At 40.4% G+C, this 18,010-nt stretch carries 11 protein-coding genes and 1 tRNA gene; 3 read left to right on the forward strand and 9 right to left on the reverse strand.

Annotated elements, in window-relative coordinates:
- Window positions 1-322: 322 nt before the first annotated feature.
- Entirely contained in the window at window positions 323-1,126 is an 804-nt protein-coding gene (locus LVD17_RS27010) for a hypothetical protein (protein WP_233763308.1), read from the reverse strand.
- Between the two features lie 925 nt (window positions 1,127-2,051).
- Between LVD17_RS27010 and LVD17_RS27015 the strand changes: the two genes are divergently transcribed.
- The 3 genes from LVD17_RS27015 (at window position 2,052) to LVD17_RS27025 (ending at window position 6,633) form a co-directional block, all read left to right on the forward strand.
- Window positions 2,052-3,593, forward strand: a complete 1,542-nt coding sequence (locus LVD17_RS27015) for a lytic polysaccharide monooxygenase (protein WP_233763310.1) — start codon at window positions 2,052-2,054, stop codon at window positions 3,591-3,593.
- Between the two features lie 637 nt (window positions 3,594-4,230).
- Complete coding sequence (locus LVD17_RS27020; protein ID WP_233763312.1) at window positions 4,231-4,851, forward strand: hypothetical protein; 621 nt, start codon at window positions 4,231-4,233, stop codon at window positions 4,849-4,851.
- Between the two features lie 654 nt (window positions 4,852-5,505).
- Entirely contained in the window at window positions 5,506-6,633 is a 1,128-nt protein-coding gene (locus LVD17_RS27025; RefSeq protein WP_233763314.1) for a fibrobacter succinogenes major paralogous domain-containing protein, read from the forward strand.
- 455 nt (window positions 6,634-7,088) lie between these two features.
- Here LVD17_RS27025 and LVD17_RS27030 read toward each other — a convergent pair whose 3' ends face one another.
- The 8 genes from LVD17_RS27030 to LVD17_RS27065 all read right to left on the reverse strand — a co-directional run bounded on the left by LVD17_RS27030 (window position 7,089) and on the right by LVD17_RS27065 (window position 18,000).
- Window positions 7,089-8,261 carry a hypothetical protein gene (locus tag LVD17_RS27030; protein ID WP_233763316.1) on the reverse strand — a complete coding sequence of 391 codons (1,173 nt, stop codon included), beginning with the start codon at window positions 8,259-8,261 and terminating at the stop codon, window positions 7,089-7,091.
- A gap of 566 nt (window positions 8,262-8,827) precedes the next feature.
- Complete coding sequence (locus LVD17_RS27035) at window positions 8,828-10,321, reverse strand: AAA family ATPase (RefSeq protein ID WP_233763318.1); 1,494 nt, start codon at window positions 10,319-10,321, stop codon at window positions 8,828-8,830.
- Between the two features lie 93 nt (window positions 10,322-10,414).
- Window positions 10,415-11,176, reverse strand: coding sequence for a PD-(D/E)XK nuclease domain-containing protein (locus LVD17_RS27040; protein WP_233763320.1), 762 nt, complete (start codon window positions 11,174-11,176; stop codon window positions 10,415-10,417).
- A 429-nt stretch (window positions 11,177-11,605) separates the two neighbouring features.
- Window positions 11,606-11,677, reverse strand: a tRNA-Glu gene (locus tag LVD17_RS27045).
- Between the two features lie 79 nt (window positions 11,678-11,756).
- Complete coding sequence (locus LVD17_RS27050; RefSeq protein ID WP_233763335.1) at window positions 11,757-13,082, reverse strand: cation:proton antiporter domain-containing protein; 1,326 nt, start codon at window positions 13,080-13,082, stop codon at window positions 11,757-11,759.
- Window positions 13,083-13,144: 62 nt separating this feature from the next.
- On the reverse strand, window positions 13,145-13,939 hold the full coding sequence (locus LVD17_RS27055; protein ID WP_233763337.1) for an aspartate/glutamate racemase family protein: 795 nt from the start codon (window positions 13,937-13,939) through the stop codon (window positions 13,145-13,147).
- Window positions 13,939-14,886 (reverse strand): TauD/TfdA family dioxygenase, encoded by a 948-nt coding sequence (locus LVD17_RS27060; RefSeq protein WP_233763340.1) that lies wholly within the window; start codon window positions 14,884-14,886, stop codon window positions 13,939-13,941. Before LVD17_RS27060 ends, LVD17_RS27055 begins: the two co-directional genes overlap by 1 nt.
- A gap of 66 nt (window positions 14,887-14,952) precedes the next feature.
- A complete protein-coding gene (locus tag LVD17_RS27065) occupies window positions 14,953-18,000 on the reverse strand; it encodes a cyclic peptide export ABC transporter (protein WP_233763342.1) in 3,048 nt (1,015 codons plus the stop codon).
- Window positions 18,001-18,010: the final 10 nt, after the last annotated feature.

Here is an 18,010-nt window from a genome sequence, read left to right on the forward strand (position 1 = left end):
GAAAATGAATTAACCCTGCATTTAATAGACTGAAGCGGTAGCAGAGTCAAAACCCCTTTGCCGGGTGACCATCATCTCAGTCTGTGCTCCGGAACAGTAAAGCTTTAGCTATCTTTCAGAAGTTTAGTAAAGGCACAATTTAGCTCCGTAAGCTGACATTTTAAAATTTTGATTTATCAATCAGAAAAGTATGTGAACGGAGTCTAACTTTGCAGGCACAAGTGGACACTTGCTCGAGAGGCGAGGGAATTTACAAGGAAAGCTATCCCGATCTCAACCCCTAAAAACTTAGAATCGGATCGGGATAGTATTTTTTGATGACTTATATTTTTTCAAGAATTACAGTTAAAGGCTCTGTAGAATATTCTTCTAAATTGTATACGCCGGAGGTAAGTGTGAAATCCTGATACCCTGGTTTTATTATCTTTAGTTCATAATATCTATAGGCAAATGAAATAGGAATCACATTTGTGCGTTTTTGAAGATTTAATTCCGAGCGAAGCTGAAGTGGCCCGTACATTGGTCTTGCATATATTTGAAGTGTAGCATCTGTGAGCTGGTATTTATTGTAATTGTTTAAAGCAAAAGCAGTGACGTAAATATTGAAAAATTCCACCTCTTCGACCGAGAACGCAGCATAGCCAAAGTCAAGCGGATTGGCATTATCAGCTAATAAAACCTCCGGAGCGACATTGTTGATCTCATCTTTCACAACAGTGAAGTTTATGGGTAGAGGATCTGATACTAAATAGGCATATTTGCTTCCTTCAAAAGGAGTAGCATAGACCATCCCGGAATTAGTATCTTCGACAATATAGTTGGTAATAGTGTAGGTTCCTGGTTTAAAGGTAATGGGGTCCGTAGTATATCGGTTGCCAAATTTATAGAGCGGTATGCTCTTGTTAGAATATAAAACAGTGCCCATGGCATCTTTAATGGTTATGCGAATGTTCGTCAACGTTAGATCTTCAACTCTCCCATTCGTGGAGCCGTCGTCGTTAACGCTAAAACCAAATTGTACCAGTTGATCTTGTAAAACCTCATTCTCTTCCTCGCAGGAGATCATGAAGATTGAAAGCAGGGAAATCATAAAAACAGTGGCAAGGTGATTAATAGACTTTTTCATAGTATTAGGTATTTAGTTGAGATAGTTACTTTTCGATATTATTTCATTTAAAGACTATTTAAATGAACAAATTATTGACAACCAAAGCACATAGTGATTTGTAAGCCCAAATTCATTTATATCTGCGAATAGGTTGTTTATTCACAGTTTTTAGTAACGCAAAATATATCTGGTGAGGGAACGTTGACTTTCCAGGTTCTTAGTAATGTCTAAAGCTATGAGAATATAACAATAGAGTCAATACCCAACCTTGGGTATATTGAGCGTAAAATAACATGGACAGGAATAACTTTAGAGGTAGGTATGCGCAATGAGACAAGTGTTCAGTGGTAGCTTTACTTGTACCTATTACTTTCCCAGTCTTCGAACCGGGGGTCGTTGTCTGCATGGAGATATTTAAGACGCCTCTGCTCCTCAAGCTTGTTTATGGTTGGTAGCTTGAGCTTGGTTTCTCGGGCATTTCAAAGCAGCTTGGTGAGATTAGAACCGGGCGGTCGCCCTGCTCAGACATGACTTTCTTTGTGGGCACAAGTGGATACTTGCGTGAGGGGCGGGAAAGGTGAAAAGGGAGTCTATAGGGAAAGTTATTGCAGGTCTTAAAAATTAATTAGAGATAGGTTAACTCCCTTCAGCTTTAAAACTCCTCCATTAAGCGAATTTATTTTTACGAACGCTTAAAAAAAGCGACATTATTAACCGACCAATGGTAGCCAAAACGGGCTGTCAATTCTAAAAACCAAAACCTAAACCGACCATGCATGTAAATTTACAACTCAAAAGAGGGCCTTTGCCCTGTAACGCCTGTCTAAGTACGGATACTCCGTAATCTGTCTCTTGTTTCTATTGTTGGCTTCTGTATTTACAATCTTAATGGTAAATGCAGATAAAACCTTTATTAAACCGTTCTGACTAAACCTTCACTATCATGAAAAAAACACTTAAAATTCTCGTATTTCTTTGCTTATTGGGTACTTCTCAATATGTATACTCACATGGTACAGTTATCTACCCTCCAAGCAGGATCTATAATTGCTACACCAACTCCAGCCCTGTTTGCGAACCCTGTGGCGATGCCGTTTATAACTGGATGGGCGTTTTACAACCCCATACCAATTATGGAAATCACCCGGCTTATGTTCCTGACGGCCAAATTGCCAGCGGTGGTAACGGTGGCCCGGCAGACTTTAGCTGTCTTGATGCGCTAACCACCGATTGGCCGGCAACAACGGTTAACTATGGTTATATCGATGTGAAATGGAAAAATACAGCGCCTCACCTGACACAATATTATAAGGTATATATCACTCAATTAAACTGGGATCCCACAAAACCATTGCGATGGAATGACCTGATAGAAATTGGCCATGTTGGAAAAAGGCCTGCAGAACCATTTACTACAATCAGGTCATATATCCCTGATTCTTATGCCGGTAAAAGAGCTGCCTTAGTAAGCGTTTGGCAAAGAGACTACACCCATAGCCATGAGGCATTTTACTCGGTAAGTGATATTTTCGTTTCCGGTGATGTTGGGTGTAATACCGGCGATCCTATAGACGTGACCTTTGCTAATAATACTGATTGCACATTGCAGTATTATCAAAACAATGATTTAAAAGGGTCTGCCAATGCAGGAGGTTCTTATCCGACAAATACTACGGTAGGAAGCGAGTGGCAAGCCCGTAAAACTTCCGGCGACCTGATCGACAGCTTTATAACTGCTTGTAATCAGACCACCTACAGCTCTTCAGGACAATGCGATGATAACGGATGCTCCGATGGCGATGCTGTAAATGTTACTTTTACCAATAATACGGATTGTGCGTTGGAGTATTATCAGAACAACGATTTAAAAGGATCTGCCAATGCAGGAGGTTCTTACGCTACAAGTGCTACCGTAGGAAGCCAGTGGCAAGCCCGTAAAACTTCCGGTGATGAATTAAGCAGCTTTACTATTGTCTGCGATCAGGCAACCTACAACTCCACAGGAAGCTGTAATGACGGTACAGGTGGATGTGCTCCGGCTTATGGCCCTTATCCAAACTACTATATGAACGGTGACATTGTAAGTTATAGCGGCCATAATTATGAGTCTCTTTCTGATAATCTTTTCAATGTTACTCCAGGCACCGCAGCACATTGGTGGAAAGATCTTGGTCCCTGCACCGCGAATATAAATTCACGTGTCCTTAACCAGGAAGAACTTTCGGGAGAGTTAAACTTTGTAGCCTTCCCTAACCCGGCGAATGACATTATTAACCTACAAGTGTTTAACCCTCAATCGTCGTCTTACACAATCACTATTATGACCATGGACGGAAGGGTTTTAGAAACTATGAAGCTCCAGGTATCGGAAGGTTCTGCCAGAGTGAACCAAAGCATAAAACTAAATAAACTGTCACCAGGCATTTATTTTGTAAATGTAACTTCCGGCAAGAAAACTACGACCAAAAAGATCATTGTAGAATAACATAAGAAATATTTTAAACCTGAAACGCAAAGGGCTGTCTAAACTATAATAGACAGCTCTTTTTATAGTCAGCCTACATTTGCTATAGCCGATAATGGCGTGTCATTTTGTTATTCATTTTCCTTTTTTTCCAGCTATTCGAGATTTGCAATCCCGAAGCTATATCGTAGGATTTGTAATCCGACGCCCCTCAACCAAAAATACTCAACTCCAGCCTTCCTTTACGAACTCCATAAAAATCTCCGGAACTACTCAACAAATAATCTTCTTCTTTCGCCACAACACCTGCCCTTACACAACCCACTCATATATTTCAAGGCCTTTTTACCTTTTGACAATGCATTAAACTGACCAACAAAAATCTCTACATACTCAGGACGTGTAAATACATCTACCCACTGATGCACTGTAAAGGTCACATAATGTACAGCCCCCTGATCTCGAACTACATATGCATATCCTAAACTGCTAATTTAGCGAGCCACGTTGAAAACCCTACTAATCCTTTTTTATGTATGTGTGTGTCGCGTTGCAAACGCTACGATAAGGCTTCGACATTGCAAATGTCGAAGAGCGAGATGGAGTTATTTCTGAAACTGATAATTTTTGGGGCAAGTTTCTGGATTTTGATTGCCGATTGAATTTTAAAGCATGGGCCTTCGATGAAATCGACTACTTCCGTTGTTCCAATATTCTTGATAATGGGACGTACTTCGAATATCAATGTCTCCCACAAGAGACTATATTACCTTCCATATTCAAATGGACGGATAAGATCGTCTTTACTCTTCTCAGGGAAGGAAAGTTTTTGTTAACTGTTCTCAATTATTTGTCTGGAGAGAAAGTATGGGAGCAAGAAATTTCTCACCCTATCTATTCCTTGAGTTTGGCCAGGGGGCTTCTTGTATCGATATGGAGCAACAATCAATTGAGCAATTACCAAATAGTTAATTTGGATCAAAGGAAAATTGAATCAGGAGTTCCGGCAAATACAGTATTTTTCCACAATGTGCAAACCCCTCATCATTTAGACCTGCTTTTTGGTGATCGCTTTTATTTTGCTGATAACCGAGACTCGTATGCAGGAGAACAGAAAAATGCTGTTAAGGTGGGTTTCTTGAACATTGCTGATAAGCGGATAGAATTTATTCATGAATTTCATGAATCACCAACTAGCCCTTTATCTGAAATAGTTGAGCATAATGGTCTGCTTTATGTTAGAAATGCTGATGATGAACTATTCATTATGGAAGTTTAATAAAATATTAAGCCAACGGATGCTCTGCCCGGATAGGGATTTTCTTTGTGAGCACAAGTGGACACTTGCGCGAGGGGGAGGTTAATGATGAGATATTGGAAGATTTAGATCAAAATAAGATATTAAAAACACCCCTGTAGTCCCCTCCAATGCTATTAAGTTAAGAAGGTAGGGCACGGCAAATACGCACTTTTTGGTTGATAAATTTAATGACAGCTTACAAAGCTAAATTGCGGCTTTACTAAACTTTGAAAGTTTGGTAAAGCTTAACTGTTCGGTAACACCGGCTGAAGGTAATAGCCTTAAAGCAGAGGTTGCTACCTTTCTGAGCGTCGTCTCTCCCGGCAATGGTCTCCTGCCATAATTGAAGATTGTGCCTCCGAATGCCGTAGCGTCCTCTGCGAGAGACTCTACTGGGAAGTAAGGGGAAATTTGGTAGTAAAAGAGAAATTCTGCTAAGATTGAGGAGATCCCGGATCAAGTCCGGGATGACGCAATATGTTAAGGTGCGCAAAACAGAAAAGGCTTGAACCTCACGATTCAAGCCTTTTATTCGTAGTGGAAAGGGGATCAATATCGAACTTTTTCCTGGCTGATTTGGCTGCAATCGACTAATTCTTATTAATTTTACACCAAATTAAACCTTATGTTACCATGTCGAACATAAAAGGACTTTTGAAAACATTTATCAAAGGCATATATCTTCTTATATTTTTAGCTGTTTCATGCAAAAATAAAGATGATATTGAGCCAATGACTACTGAGTTTGAAAATAAAAAAGCAATAGAATCAATTTCACTCAGTTATAATAGTTTAACTAATAGAATTAGTGAAGATGGAGTTCAGGAAAAACAAATCAATAGAATTACAGAAGGATCATTTATTTACAGAGTAAGCTTCAGCACCAGCTCTGAGAAATATCTGAAGTCAATAGTTGGATTACAGTTTGATTTGGATAATATCGATTATAGCATTGGGAAACCCTTATCAGGTAAGTGCTGGTTTGACGAAGATATTGAGATGAATAGTGTGTTAGTTAGTGCATCTACCCAATTATTATGGCCAGAGATTCACTCCGAGATGCAAAAGAAGCATCTCTATATTCAATGTGATACCGAAACTGAAGTTGTGTTATGGTTTATTTCAAATCAGGAAGTTGACATTCTGAATTACAATTTGGAACCAGAAACATCTATTAAATTAAATATTACAAAGTATAAGGTAAATCCTCATGAAGAGGTTTTTGAAGTAGGAAGCATTTCTGGTACAGAATATTCATGGGTAAAAATTGATAATCAGAGATGGACAGCAACTGACTATTACAGTGGTAATTATGGCGGCAAAATCGTTGTTTTTGAAAATGAACCTCTGCTAGAGAATCCATTTAATGGTAAAGACTATTATTTTGATGGTAAAATTGTATTGATCGAGGAACTTTTGCAAAGCACCCCTCCAGAATGGCACATTCCTTCTATTGAAGAGTGGAATATATTGCTTGACAGAAATATGAATACTTCAATCACTAGAGGGAATCACTTAATAAGCGAATATAATGGCATTGATAGTTATGGAATGTCTCTGAAATTTTCACGATCAGGTGTATATCCTTTTAATAGTGGTGAAGAGCAAGCCTGTTATTTAACTTCATCGAAAAATGATTCTGGAGTTATAATGGCATTGGGAATAAATAAAGACGGCACATTTTCGTTCTTTCCCATAAATTATTCAGGAATAGAAAATGAAGTAAGGGGCTGTCATGTTCGGTTTGTGCAGAATGTTTAAAATTGGTAGTTTCATAAACTAGACTTAGTGCATCCAGCTTTGCAAGACTTTAACACTAACTGTAAAAATTTATCCAGCTATTCGGGATTTGTAATCCCGAAACTATATCGTAGGATTTGTAATCCGGCACTACTCAACAAATAATCTTCTTCTTTTTTCACAACTCACAACACCTGCCCTTACTCAACCCACGCATATATTTCAAGGCCTTTTACCTTTTGACAATGCTTTAAACTGGCCAACAAAAATCTCTACATACCTTAGGACGTGTAAATACATCTACCCACCCGCCGATCTCGAACTACATATGCATATCCCATACTGCCAGATTAGCGAGCCACATTGTGTGTCGCGTTGCAAACGCTACGATAAAGCTTCGACATTACAAATGTCGAAGAGCTGGGGAGCAGGGATTTTCAATTCCCACGAAAGTATCCTGACCGATGAAACCCCATTCATTCATAGGTGATGTTACCACCTGTTGGTTCATAATTTTCTATAAATCTCAATCTAGCAAACTCACCCTCCGAAGATTCTATAGTTTCTCTTCTATAAATTTGTAGTTGATTCGAGTCAATTTTGATGATAGATAAAAAATGATTTCTTAACAGTTTGTTCCCATCTTCTAAATATCTACTAGTTAATTCAATTAATCGACCAGAACTACTTAATCTCCATGATCCATGAGTTAAAGTATCATTATTAACCTTAATTACGAATAAATTCTTTTCACCAAGATGAAATGTAATCTTACTATTTTCTAAATCAGACAGTTTGATTCCTTTTTCAACCCCTCCGAATGAATTCCAAAATTCACCATATTCGTCTTTCACTTCCTCAAACCCAGTTAGCGTCCAGTCTTTTGATAATGAAGCAATTATTTGTTCAGTATTGCTTTGTACTAATGTCAATTTTATAGGTAAGCGTTCGCCATTAACAAATTTGAAACCCCTAATAAGTGAATCTGAAATATCAGTCACAATAATCACATTATTTAGAGCACCACCATCTAATTCTGATATTGATAAGACGTTGGTGTTATTAAAATAATTAACTCCCCAAATTACTCGTCTATGAAAATCAGAATAACCATGCTCAAAAGCATGAATACCTGCGGCATTTAGTTGATCTCTTAGAATTGGTTGTACAATTCTATCTTCCAGTGAATCTTTAAATTCGATTAAAATCTTAACATTAGCACCAAATTGAGGATCATCTAAATACCATGACTCATTTGAAAGTAGATCATCGATCATTTCTGTTTGATCTTCATGCTTTTGAACAGGGAATGGTACGTAAGTGACAATATTAAGAGAGTCGAACTGTACTTTTAATTTATCTTCATTTAAAGACAGAATATCAACTTCTCCAGTACCCTGAGAATCTGTAAGTTCGAGTTTATCTCCTTTCAGATTGTATTTTGAAACTCTATCATGAGCCGTTCCAAGCGTTCGTGAAACGAGGAAAGCTGAGTCAGTAAAAGTTAATGCAAATAATTGAAGTTCAGAGTCATAGTTTTGACCATCACTATCTTCAACTTTTACTGGTATCCAAGTGCGTTGAATCAGAATATTGTACTCCTTGCTACAACTACAAAGAATTAAAAATATGAGAATAAGTCGAGACATAAATTGGTGATAACAATTGTATATATGCAACGTTGCATATATACACATTATATTTTTTACATAAAGCTGTATACTAACCAATTAATCGACAATAACCGCTTACAAACGACCGTAATCGGATATAACAGCGCTTTAATATAGTCATTTCGCTCAACAGTTCCTTCTAAACTTTCCCAATGGCACAATATACCTTTCGAAAGTCATCTTTATACCTGTGAGCGAAATTTAAAACTAATCATTACCGAATGACTTTGTCAATACCCAACCTAGGGTATATTAATAGAAAATTTAGTGGCAAAAGAGAAATTCTACTGTGATTGAGATCCCGGATCAAGTCCGGGATGACGTCATGATTAAGATGGGCATAAAACAAAAAAGGCCTGAACCTCTTGATTCAAGCCTTTTATTTGTAGCCCCTCGGGGACAAATATCGAACCTTTTACTAGCTGATTTGGCTGCAATTGAGGTTTTCAAAAAAATGGCATGGTAAATGTTAAATAATTTTCACTTAACGGTTCGGCTATGAGCAGTAGGGTCCCGCAGGACGCTATTGCTTATAGGTTTAGTTATCCCTGGTTTTCTATTTTTTCACTCAGCCAATCATTCACCTCAATAGTTAAATCATTCCAAATTGGAGTAATTCTGATCATATCTGCTAGAAGTGTCAGGACTTCTCCTTCTTCTAGCCCTATCCTTTCTGCAAGTTCCGTGATAAACAGATGATCATTGGGAGGGTTTTCTAAATCAATCAAAATTTGCTTTAATTCTAATTGCTTTGGATTTAGGTTTTCATTAGGGATTTCAACTATTGTATTCCTGTAATACCTTTCCGGGTTGATGTCTTCTGGGAGTATGAATTGTTTAATCTTGCTCAAAGTTTGCTCTCTCCTATCTTGCACATTCCCAATGTTTCCAGTTAGTACCTTATTTATTTGCGTTCTTTTTTCCTCTTCAGTCCTATAAATATCTCCATCTAAAACGAAGAGCATATTATCCAAATTTGGAATTTGATTAAGCACAGCTCCTGCTGCTGAAGTGAAGCAATTGAAGGCAGCACCAAATTCGACAATCTTCACTTGTCTTGCTATTCCAAGCTCGTGTGCAACTTGTTTTATTAGGAACCTAGCCAGAATATCTTCAGCGAATATTTCATAAGGTTTAACTTGTTGGCCAGTTAATCTGAAGAGCGCTTCAGTATTGGTGTTATTGTGACATATTGTTTTCGGAGGAGTCTGCTGAAGATGTTTGAATTCTACATCAGAATTATCGAGAATGCTGTGATTATGAGTGGTGAAAATGATTTGAAGATTTTTATTGATACTTAGTTCGTTCAATACAGGTAACAATCTACTCAACGAGCCTTCATGCATTAGTAGGTCAATTTCATCAATTAGAACTAGGCCATAATTAGGACATTTAATAACCTCTCCAATTATTTGAAATATTCTTTGTTCACCAGCCCCCATATTCAAGGATGAGTAATCCACTCCGGCATGACTTAATCCCAAATAGGTTTTTTGTTTGGTTGATAAGTGGTTTTGTATGGAAGTGTAGTTTCTGTTCATAACCTGTCCACCTAATCTTAGTAATTGAAGAGATTGTTGATCAGTAAGTGGAGTCGTATTAAATGTGATTCGAGAGAATTGTGTTTCTAGTTCAATAGCAGGAACACAAGTTCTTATCCCAATGAATGAGACATATCTCTTGGGCCTTCTTGAATATTTTGGTGCCCATCTGTCAGCTTGTTTAGTGTAGATTGTTGTGACGTCCGTATTTAATTCAGCATTGTCTCTAAAATCGTGAATCATTGAAAACTTACTTCCTGTCCAAGGAGAGTGATTGGTCGGAGTGAAAAACTGACTAAACTTATAGTTGATGGAGTTTTGACCATCGTTGGGTTGATACACACAAGCTAAGGTGTGAAGGAGTGTAGATTTTCCACATCCATTTGGGCCCAATATACCGGTTAGGCCAACTTCCTTAAATTCTATTTCAAAATCTCTGAGATTCTTTAGGAGTGTAAAACTTAACTTTCTTATCTTCTGTTGTGAAATTGCCATTTTTTTTTGATTTAATCTGGGATAACGGTTTGGCTAAAAAGCGTCGCCATCCCACAGGGTGGCGATGATTTTTAGCTAGTGTTATGAGCTTTTTTAAGGTCTAATAATTACTTTTACTTTTAAACCATTTTTATCTCGACTCAGATCATTTTCAATTCCTCTTGGATTTCCAATTAAACCTTCTGGATCATAGGTGAAGCATATCAAAGTTTCACAATCAGGATGAGATTCATATCTAGCAATATCATCAATTAATTGAGTGCCTAATTCTTTTGCTTTTAAGCCGGCTCTTGTTTTCTTGACTTCAAGCACAATTTTATAATCCTTTAATAGGAAGTCCATTCTGCTACTCTTCCCAGCATAACTCGGTGTCCATTCTTCAGGTCTTATGTCATCAAAATATAAATGAAGAATAGAATGTAATAGATTTTGTGCATCATATTCATCATTGACGTTTAATGTTTCTCTATAATCATAACGATGCCGCAGTTGTCGTACTACTTGATGGAACTTGTCAAAAATATTGAAAAGGGGAGTCGATGGATCAAACTCAGGAAATGATTCTGTTTTCAAAAGTCCTAAATTAAAATCCTCCTTGATTGATTCTAAAATGCCTATTCCTTGCTTTACTGAACTTTGGTATCCTCTATCCACATCTGACTTAAATGATTCAAGATAAGGACTGTTAGCTGGCAAATTGGCAGTGAGATAACTTAATACTTGAGTTTTCCAGGCAGTAAATTGGCCGCTATCTAATGTAGGAAATCCAATAACTCCAGGAGAATTAGGCCTATGAGTACTTAAAACAGAATTTCCCTTTTCAATAAGTTTAATTAGCCTTTCTTCTTCTATCATTGAGTACATCTTTAATTGCCCATAACATCTATATAACGGTATGCTTGTTATTTCACATATAGCTATTCACACGCTATAACCTGAACAGCAAATACTTAACCGATCACAAGCGTTTACAAACGACTAAAATCAGGTATAACAAGCACTTCAATTTAATCAATTCGCTCAGCAATCTCACATAAAACTTTCCCAACTAAACAATCTACTTTCCGAAAGTCATTTTCACGTTTGTGAGCGAAATTTAAATCTAGTCAACCTGTAGTGCCTTTGTCAATACCTAACCTTGGGTATATTGAGGATGAATTCACTGGTAAAAGAGAGATTCTGCTAAGGTTAAGGAGATCCCGGATCAAGTCCGGGAAGACGTGATAAGTTAAGGTGGGGCAAAACAAAAAAGGCCTGAATCTAAAGATTCAAGCCTTTTATTTGTAGCCCGTAGGGGAATCGAACCCCTGTTACCAGGATGAAAACCTGGCGTCCTAACCCCTAGACGAACGGGCCATTTCGTTAATGGAGGTGCAAATATAATGGGCTGTAATTTAAAAACAATAGGGGCGTTGATTTTTTTTACAAACTTTTTTCAAGGTACCGGTTCAAGTTCATCTTTATTTACGTTTTCAGCGTTTTTAAGGAGATGCATGGGTGCTACTTTTGGTCCGGTGTGCTGTTTTCTGAGCTTCGGGGTGTTCATAGACAGGTTATAAACAGGCATGGCTCCAAGGGTAGTCACAATGGCCATAAGCACAAGTATCGAGAACAGGTCCTGGGTTATTACCCCGTAAAGCAAACCTATATTAGCGATCAGCAACTCCATCAATCCCCTGGAATTGATCAGGCCTCCTATTGCTGATGATTCTCTCCAGGTGTATCCTGTGGCTTTCATGGTGACTGTGCAGATACCGTATTTCCCAACAACTGAAAACAGCAGGATAACCAGCCCTGGTATTATAATCGTGGGATTTTGAAATACCAGCAGGTTGGTGCTCAGGCCAGAGTAGGCAAAGAAAACGGGCAGGAACATCACTACAACGATATCTTTCAGCTTAACGGTTAGTGTATCTATAATGCCGGAAGTCCGGGGAATGGCGAGGCCTAAAACAAAACCGCCAAAAACAGAATACAGACCTATAACATCTGTAGCCAAGGCTGCACCCAGGAGCAAAACAAGTATAAAAGCAAAGTGCGCCTGGCTTAGCTCGCCTGTTTTTTCCGTAGCCTTGGCCACCTGCTTCAATATGGGTTTGATTATGCCAAATACTACCAGTACAAATATAAAAGCCCCTCCAAGGGTAACAAAACCGCCACTATAGCTCTGGCTGACAGCCATAGCGGTAACAAATGACAGGAGTATCCAGCTTATCACATCCTGAACGCTTGCTGCCAGTAAGGATAAGGCCCCTATCTTGGTGTTTATGAGCTTTTTTTCATGGAGTATCCTGGCCAGCATGGGGAAAGCGGTGATTGCAAGTGCTGTACCCATATAGATACCAAAAGTGCTGAGGCTTATACCTTCCATAGCCAGTGTATCATGATACAGGACGGCTGCCACTACCCCCAGTCCAAAGGGAACAAGTGTACCGGTAAACGACAATGCTCCGGCCTGCTTTATGGTAGATTTTTTAAAGAGTTTATAATCGATCTCTGCACCTACGAGAAACATGTAGATGGACAATCCCAGGTTGCACAAAACAAAAAGGACAGACATCACCTCTTTGTTAAAAAGGTTCGCGGAAAGCTCAGGAAAGTAGTTACCAAACAGGGTGGGTCCGAGCAGTACACCTGAGATCATTTCTCCTACTACGCGAGGTTGACCAATAGCGGTAATCAACTTACCGCAGATCTGGGCGGCCATCATAATTACTATAACGGCCATGGTAACAGCAACGAATAATTCGAGGTTGTTCATAGAAATAATATTACAGATTGGTTTTTATAAGTTATTAGTTTAAGCGGCTATACTTCAATATACTAAGTTAAGACTGCCCTGCCTTTGTCTTGCAGCATACAGGTGGCAAGGGATTCGCGGATCAGAGCCTTGGCCAATACCTCGGACGAATCTACCAGTATGATTTTATCCGGTGTCACGTAGGGGGCCACAAGCGACAGCTCCGTACAGCCAAGGACAACTGCTTCTGCGCCTTCACCGGCAAAGTAATCCAATGCCTTCCTCATCAACTGCCGGGCTTCAAAACTAACCATATCGGGATTGGCTTTAAGACCGAAATGCTCATCGTAGATCATCCGATGGATCACATTCTGTTGAAAATCCTCATCAGGCAACACTACTTCAAACCCCTGCAACTCCAGCAAGTGTTTGTACACTCCTGACTTGTATGTACCGTTAGTACTCATTACCCCTACCCTGCGTACATGCAAATGGTTTGCTTTGATATACCTGCAGGTTTCTTTAGGCATGTTTAAAAGTGATACCTGGCTGTTCATTTTGTTAAGCTCGTCTAAAATCACACTATATATTTCCTGTGAGTATGAGGTGTTGCATGCAATACCTACCACCCTGGCCCCTGCCTGCTCCAGTTTACCTATAACCTTGGCAATGCTGTAAGCAGGGTTAGGGTGCAACGGGTCGTTCAAAAAGGCAGTTCTGTCAGGTATATGCCGGGGAAATGACATCAGAATCACAGATAAATGGTCCTGGTCTTTAGATGCCTCTGTATGGCGCAATATATAGTCATACATGGCCAGCCCGGCCTGGGGGCCAACGCCCCCTACGATGCCAATTACATTATCTTGCTCCAGATCCATTATTCGGTCATTGATACCAATACACGCCGCTCGCCGGTGAAGGAGTTTCGTCCATGGCTGGCCAATTCATTGTCCACGATCAGCAGTTCGTTTATTTCCCATGGCGGAGCTATGGTCAGCTTCTCAGTGGTATCCAGTATTTCCCTCACCATTGCTTCGGTGATCTGTGTGCCATCACCAAATTTCACGAACATGGGAAAGTCCTCCGTAGAGTCGTACATGTGCTGCATCATTTCATAGATCTCACTATCCAGATGGCTGGGATGGAACTGGTCTATCTGGTTAAACCAGACGCGTGCTCCGCTACCTCGGTGTGCTATAATGCCTTTGCTTCTCTGGATTAATCTCAGGCTGCCATCTTCCTTCCATTGATGCTCTATATCATATTGCTCACAATAAGCCTCCAGTTGCTCTTTGCTCTCCGTCTCAAAGGTATCCTGCCATGACGGCCCTATGCCTCTGCCTCCATGCAAATTACGAATGTATATTACCCCTTTTCTTTCAATTTCATCCACAAGGGCTTTATCCATGTGGTTCAATATTTCCCTGCTGTCAGCCAGCAGTGTTTCGCCACCGGTGTCTGAGGGTTGTATGCAACTGAAGAATAATTTGGCAGGCCATTTGGCAGAGTATGAGAGTTCATTATGCATGGTGATCCTCTGTGTTTTATCATACTCGGTAGAAGTATAAACGTTGCCTGACAGTTTGGTCCTGGGCGAATTACCATCTATGTATGCCAAAAATTTATTGGCTATGGAGTTAACAATGTGCTGAAATACCTCCATGGATTCTATCTGAATCCCCTGGAATTTTACAGCACCCACTTCGTGCAGATCCCTCTCAATTTCACTTTGGTTACTCTTATAGTACGTAATAAATTCTTCCGGACTCATATCATCCAGTTGCACCGTCATCGGTAAGGTCAGTTTTTTAACAGTCTCATTCATCTCTCTTTTATTTTAGGTCTTTAAGAATACTTTAAGGTTTATTCATTACTAAATTTCAAAGTCAGCTCATAAGGTTAATGTTTCCTCCTTTTGGTAAGGCTCAAGCTTACCCTGATTCATTTTATATATCCTGTCTGCTACATCGAAATAATGGTCATCATGGGTAATCGCTATGATTATTTTTCCCATTTTCTTCATTTCCGGGAGCAGTGTTCTGTAGAAGAACTTCCTGTACTCAGGGTCCTGATCGGCGGCCCATTCATCAAAGAGGCAGATCGGCGAGTCTTCCAGATAGCACTGAAACAAAGCAAGCCTTTTGCGCTGACCTCCAGAAAGTTCGATGGTATTGTATGTGTTGTCTTTGATCACCACCTTATGGTCCAGTTGAAGGAGTTTTAGCAACCTCATTACCTCTTCTTCACGGCCTGCAACATTATGGCTATAGAGTTTTTCAAAAAGGTATGCGGGGCTGAATACGGTAGAAAAATACTCGCTCATTTCAGCACTGTCTACCACTTCATCATTGATCAGCAGTTCGCCCTGGTCGGGCTCGTACAAGCCGGTCAGCAGCTTGGCAAAGGTGGTTTTACCGCTGCCATTGCCACCAATAAGGAACAGTATCTCACCGGCATAGGCTTCCATGTCAATGGGGCCAACACTGAATTGTTCATCCACATTCTCCTTCTTATAGCTAAAGCGCACCTGCCTGATCTTGACAGAACGCACTTGCGGGGGCGTCGGTACCGGAAGTACGCTAAGGTCAAGGTTGGCGGGGATCTCTTCCCTGAACTGCCTGAGGCGGTTCCAAGCCACTTTTAGCTGCATCATGGCGGGCATGGCTCCGAGTATAGCATTGATGGGGCCTATCAGGTAAAGAAGAATCACCACAAAGCTCATGAGAACATACAGTTCTATATTCGGAAACATTTCAGGCATGCCGAAGGCTACCATCCCCAGCAACACCACCAACAATGACTCCCCTACTAGAAAGGCATTAACAAACCTGACATCAGCCATGGAGATCTTCTTTTTATACTGTTCAGCACTGATAGCCACATCTTCTTTGTAGGCCAGCTTTTTGTTTCTATGTAAGCTGATCTCCTTGAATCCGTCGATCATTCCGTTGATCAGACGCATAAATACATTACGCTCATCACGGGCTTTTTCATAGTAGACATTGGTGCTCCTGCCCACAAAAAAGTAGATACCTGACAAGGCTATGATCAAAAAGATGGTGAGCAAAGTAGCCCAAAAAGCTATGGATGCCAGGTAAATAAAGGCCCCGGCCGCTGTGATTATGCTGGTAATCAGGGTGGCAAATACATTGGTAGATTCACCTATATAGTTAACGTCGTCGTTCAGGGCAGTATACACTCTGCCTCGATCCATAGATTCAAATTTTTGGTATGATGTGGAGAATATTTTATCGATCAGCTCAATTCTCAGGTCATACACCAACCCCCGGGCAAACCTGATAAGGTTAACCTGTACAAACCTTCTCCCCAACAGGTATACACCCAGGATCAGGGCATAATAAAACACAATGTACCTGAGCTCAATGTCAGCGCCTATAGCCGAGGTTACCATTACGATCAGGATAACGTTGGAGAGGCCGGATAAAATACTCATCAACAATATCACCGGGACTTTGCCCAAATACTGGTTTTTAAGAGGAAAGCATAATGTAAAGAAGTAGGTGATGTAGCTGACCAGTATGGCTGTCAAAGTCAAAATTATCAATGCCGCGAAACTTACAGGAGACCATACCAGGATGGCCTGCCAGGTAAAACCTGCAATGGCTTCCGGCAATATGTAGAAGGCGAACAAAAATGGAACGACCAGTAACAGCGCCTGAAGAAATTTACCCAACTTACTCCAGGTAAGGGGACTGTAGGCCCTTTCTCCTTTAAAGATTGCCCTGATTGCCAAAATGGCAAATGCTATAACGATAAGTATGTAAAGCACCAACGCAAGAGAAATGGAAGAATAAACCTTATCATTTCCATCGCCCGGGTCAAACTCCCTTTGTGTACCTTCTCCGGCCATGGCTTTCATTACTCTTTGACCAATCAACGGCGTGAACTTGCTGTTGGAGTTGGCAAGTACGGCAACACCTGTTTTCTCATCCGGCCTGAATGCTACATAGGAGGAGAAGTTGGGGTTAACTCCTTCATGCCATATTTCATCACTACCATCAAGCCGCACATGCCAGCCTCGTGCGTAGGAGGCCATACCATGCAGCGGAACCGTTCTGTCCCTGCGGTGGGTCACTTTCGCCAGGGTGTACATAGCAGAGTCTCCAAGCCCCATCTGGAAGGTAAGCCATTTGGCCATATCGCTGGCATTTGAAATCACATATCCCGCAGCATAATTGCCCCGGTAAACAGGAGCGTCATATTCCTGAGGTATAAAGAAGCCTACTTTATATCCCACTGCCATTTGACTGCTATCCTCCGGCTCTCCGATGGATGTACTGCCAAGGCCCAGCTTCTCTATAATGTTATACTGAAGGTAAATTTCAAAGGGTTGCCCTGAAACTTTTTGAACGATTAAAGCCAGTACATCATAGTTAATGGTGGCGTATTCATAGCGGGTCCCTGGCACATCGTCCAGCTCCTGCCCTATCAATAATTTAACCGTGCGCTCCAGGGCATCTACTTTGTCTGTTTCCGGAATTTTGGCAATAGTATTCCAGGGGATGCCGCTAGTATGATGCAGCAATTGCTCTATGGTAATGGCTTGAGCGGTTCCTTCGTAGGTCACTTTAAACCAGGGCAGATAATCGGAAACGCTATTATCCAACGCTATTTTTCCCTGCTCTGCCAATTGGGTAACTGCCAACGCCGTAAAAGCCTTACTGCACGACCCCAATTCAAAAAGAGTAAACGGCGTCACCTTCTTTGCAGCATTGAGGTCAGCGTATCCGTAAGTCCTGATAAAGGTCTGCCCGTCTTGTACAATTACAATACTCATACCCGGAATATCACCCTCTTCCATCAAGGCTTCCACTTCGGCATTGTCCAGCAGCTTATCCGGATCATTATGTTGGGCCAAAAGCTGGCTTGAGCTCCATGCCATGATAAACATGGAGATCATCATTTTTACTTTCATCATACAATTTCTA

This window comes from Fulvivirga ulvae, assembly GCF_021389975.1.
Lineage (GTDB): Bacteria > Bacteroidota > Bacteroidia > Cytophagales > Cyclobacteriaceae > Fulvivirga > Fulvivirga ulvae.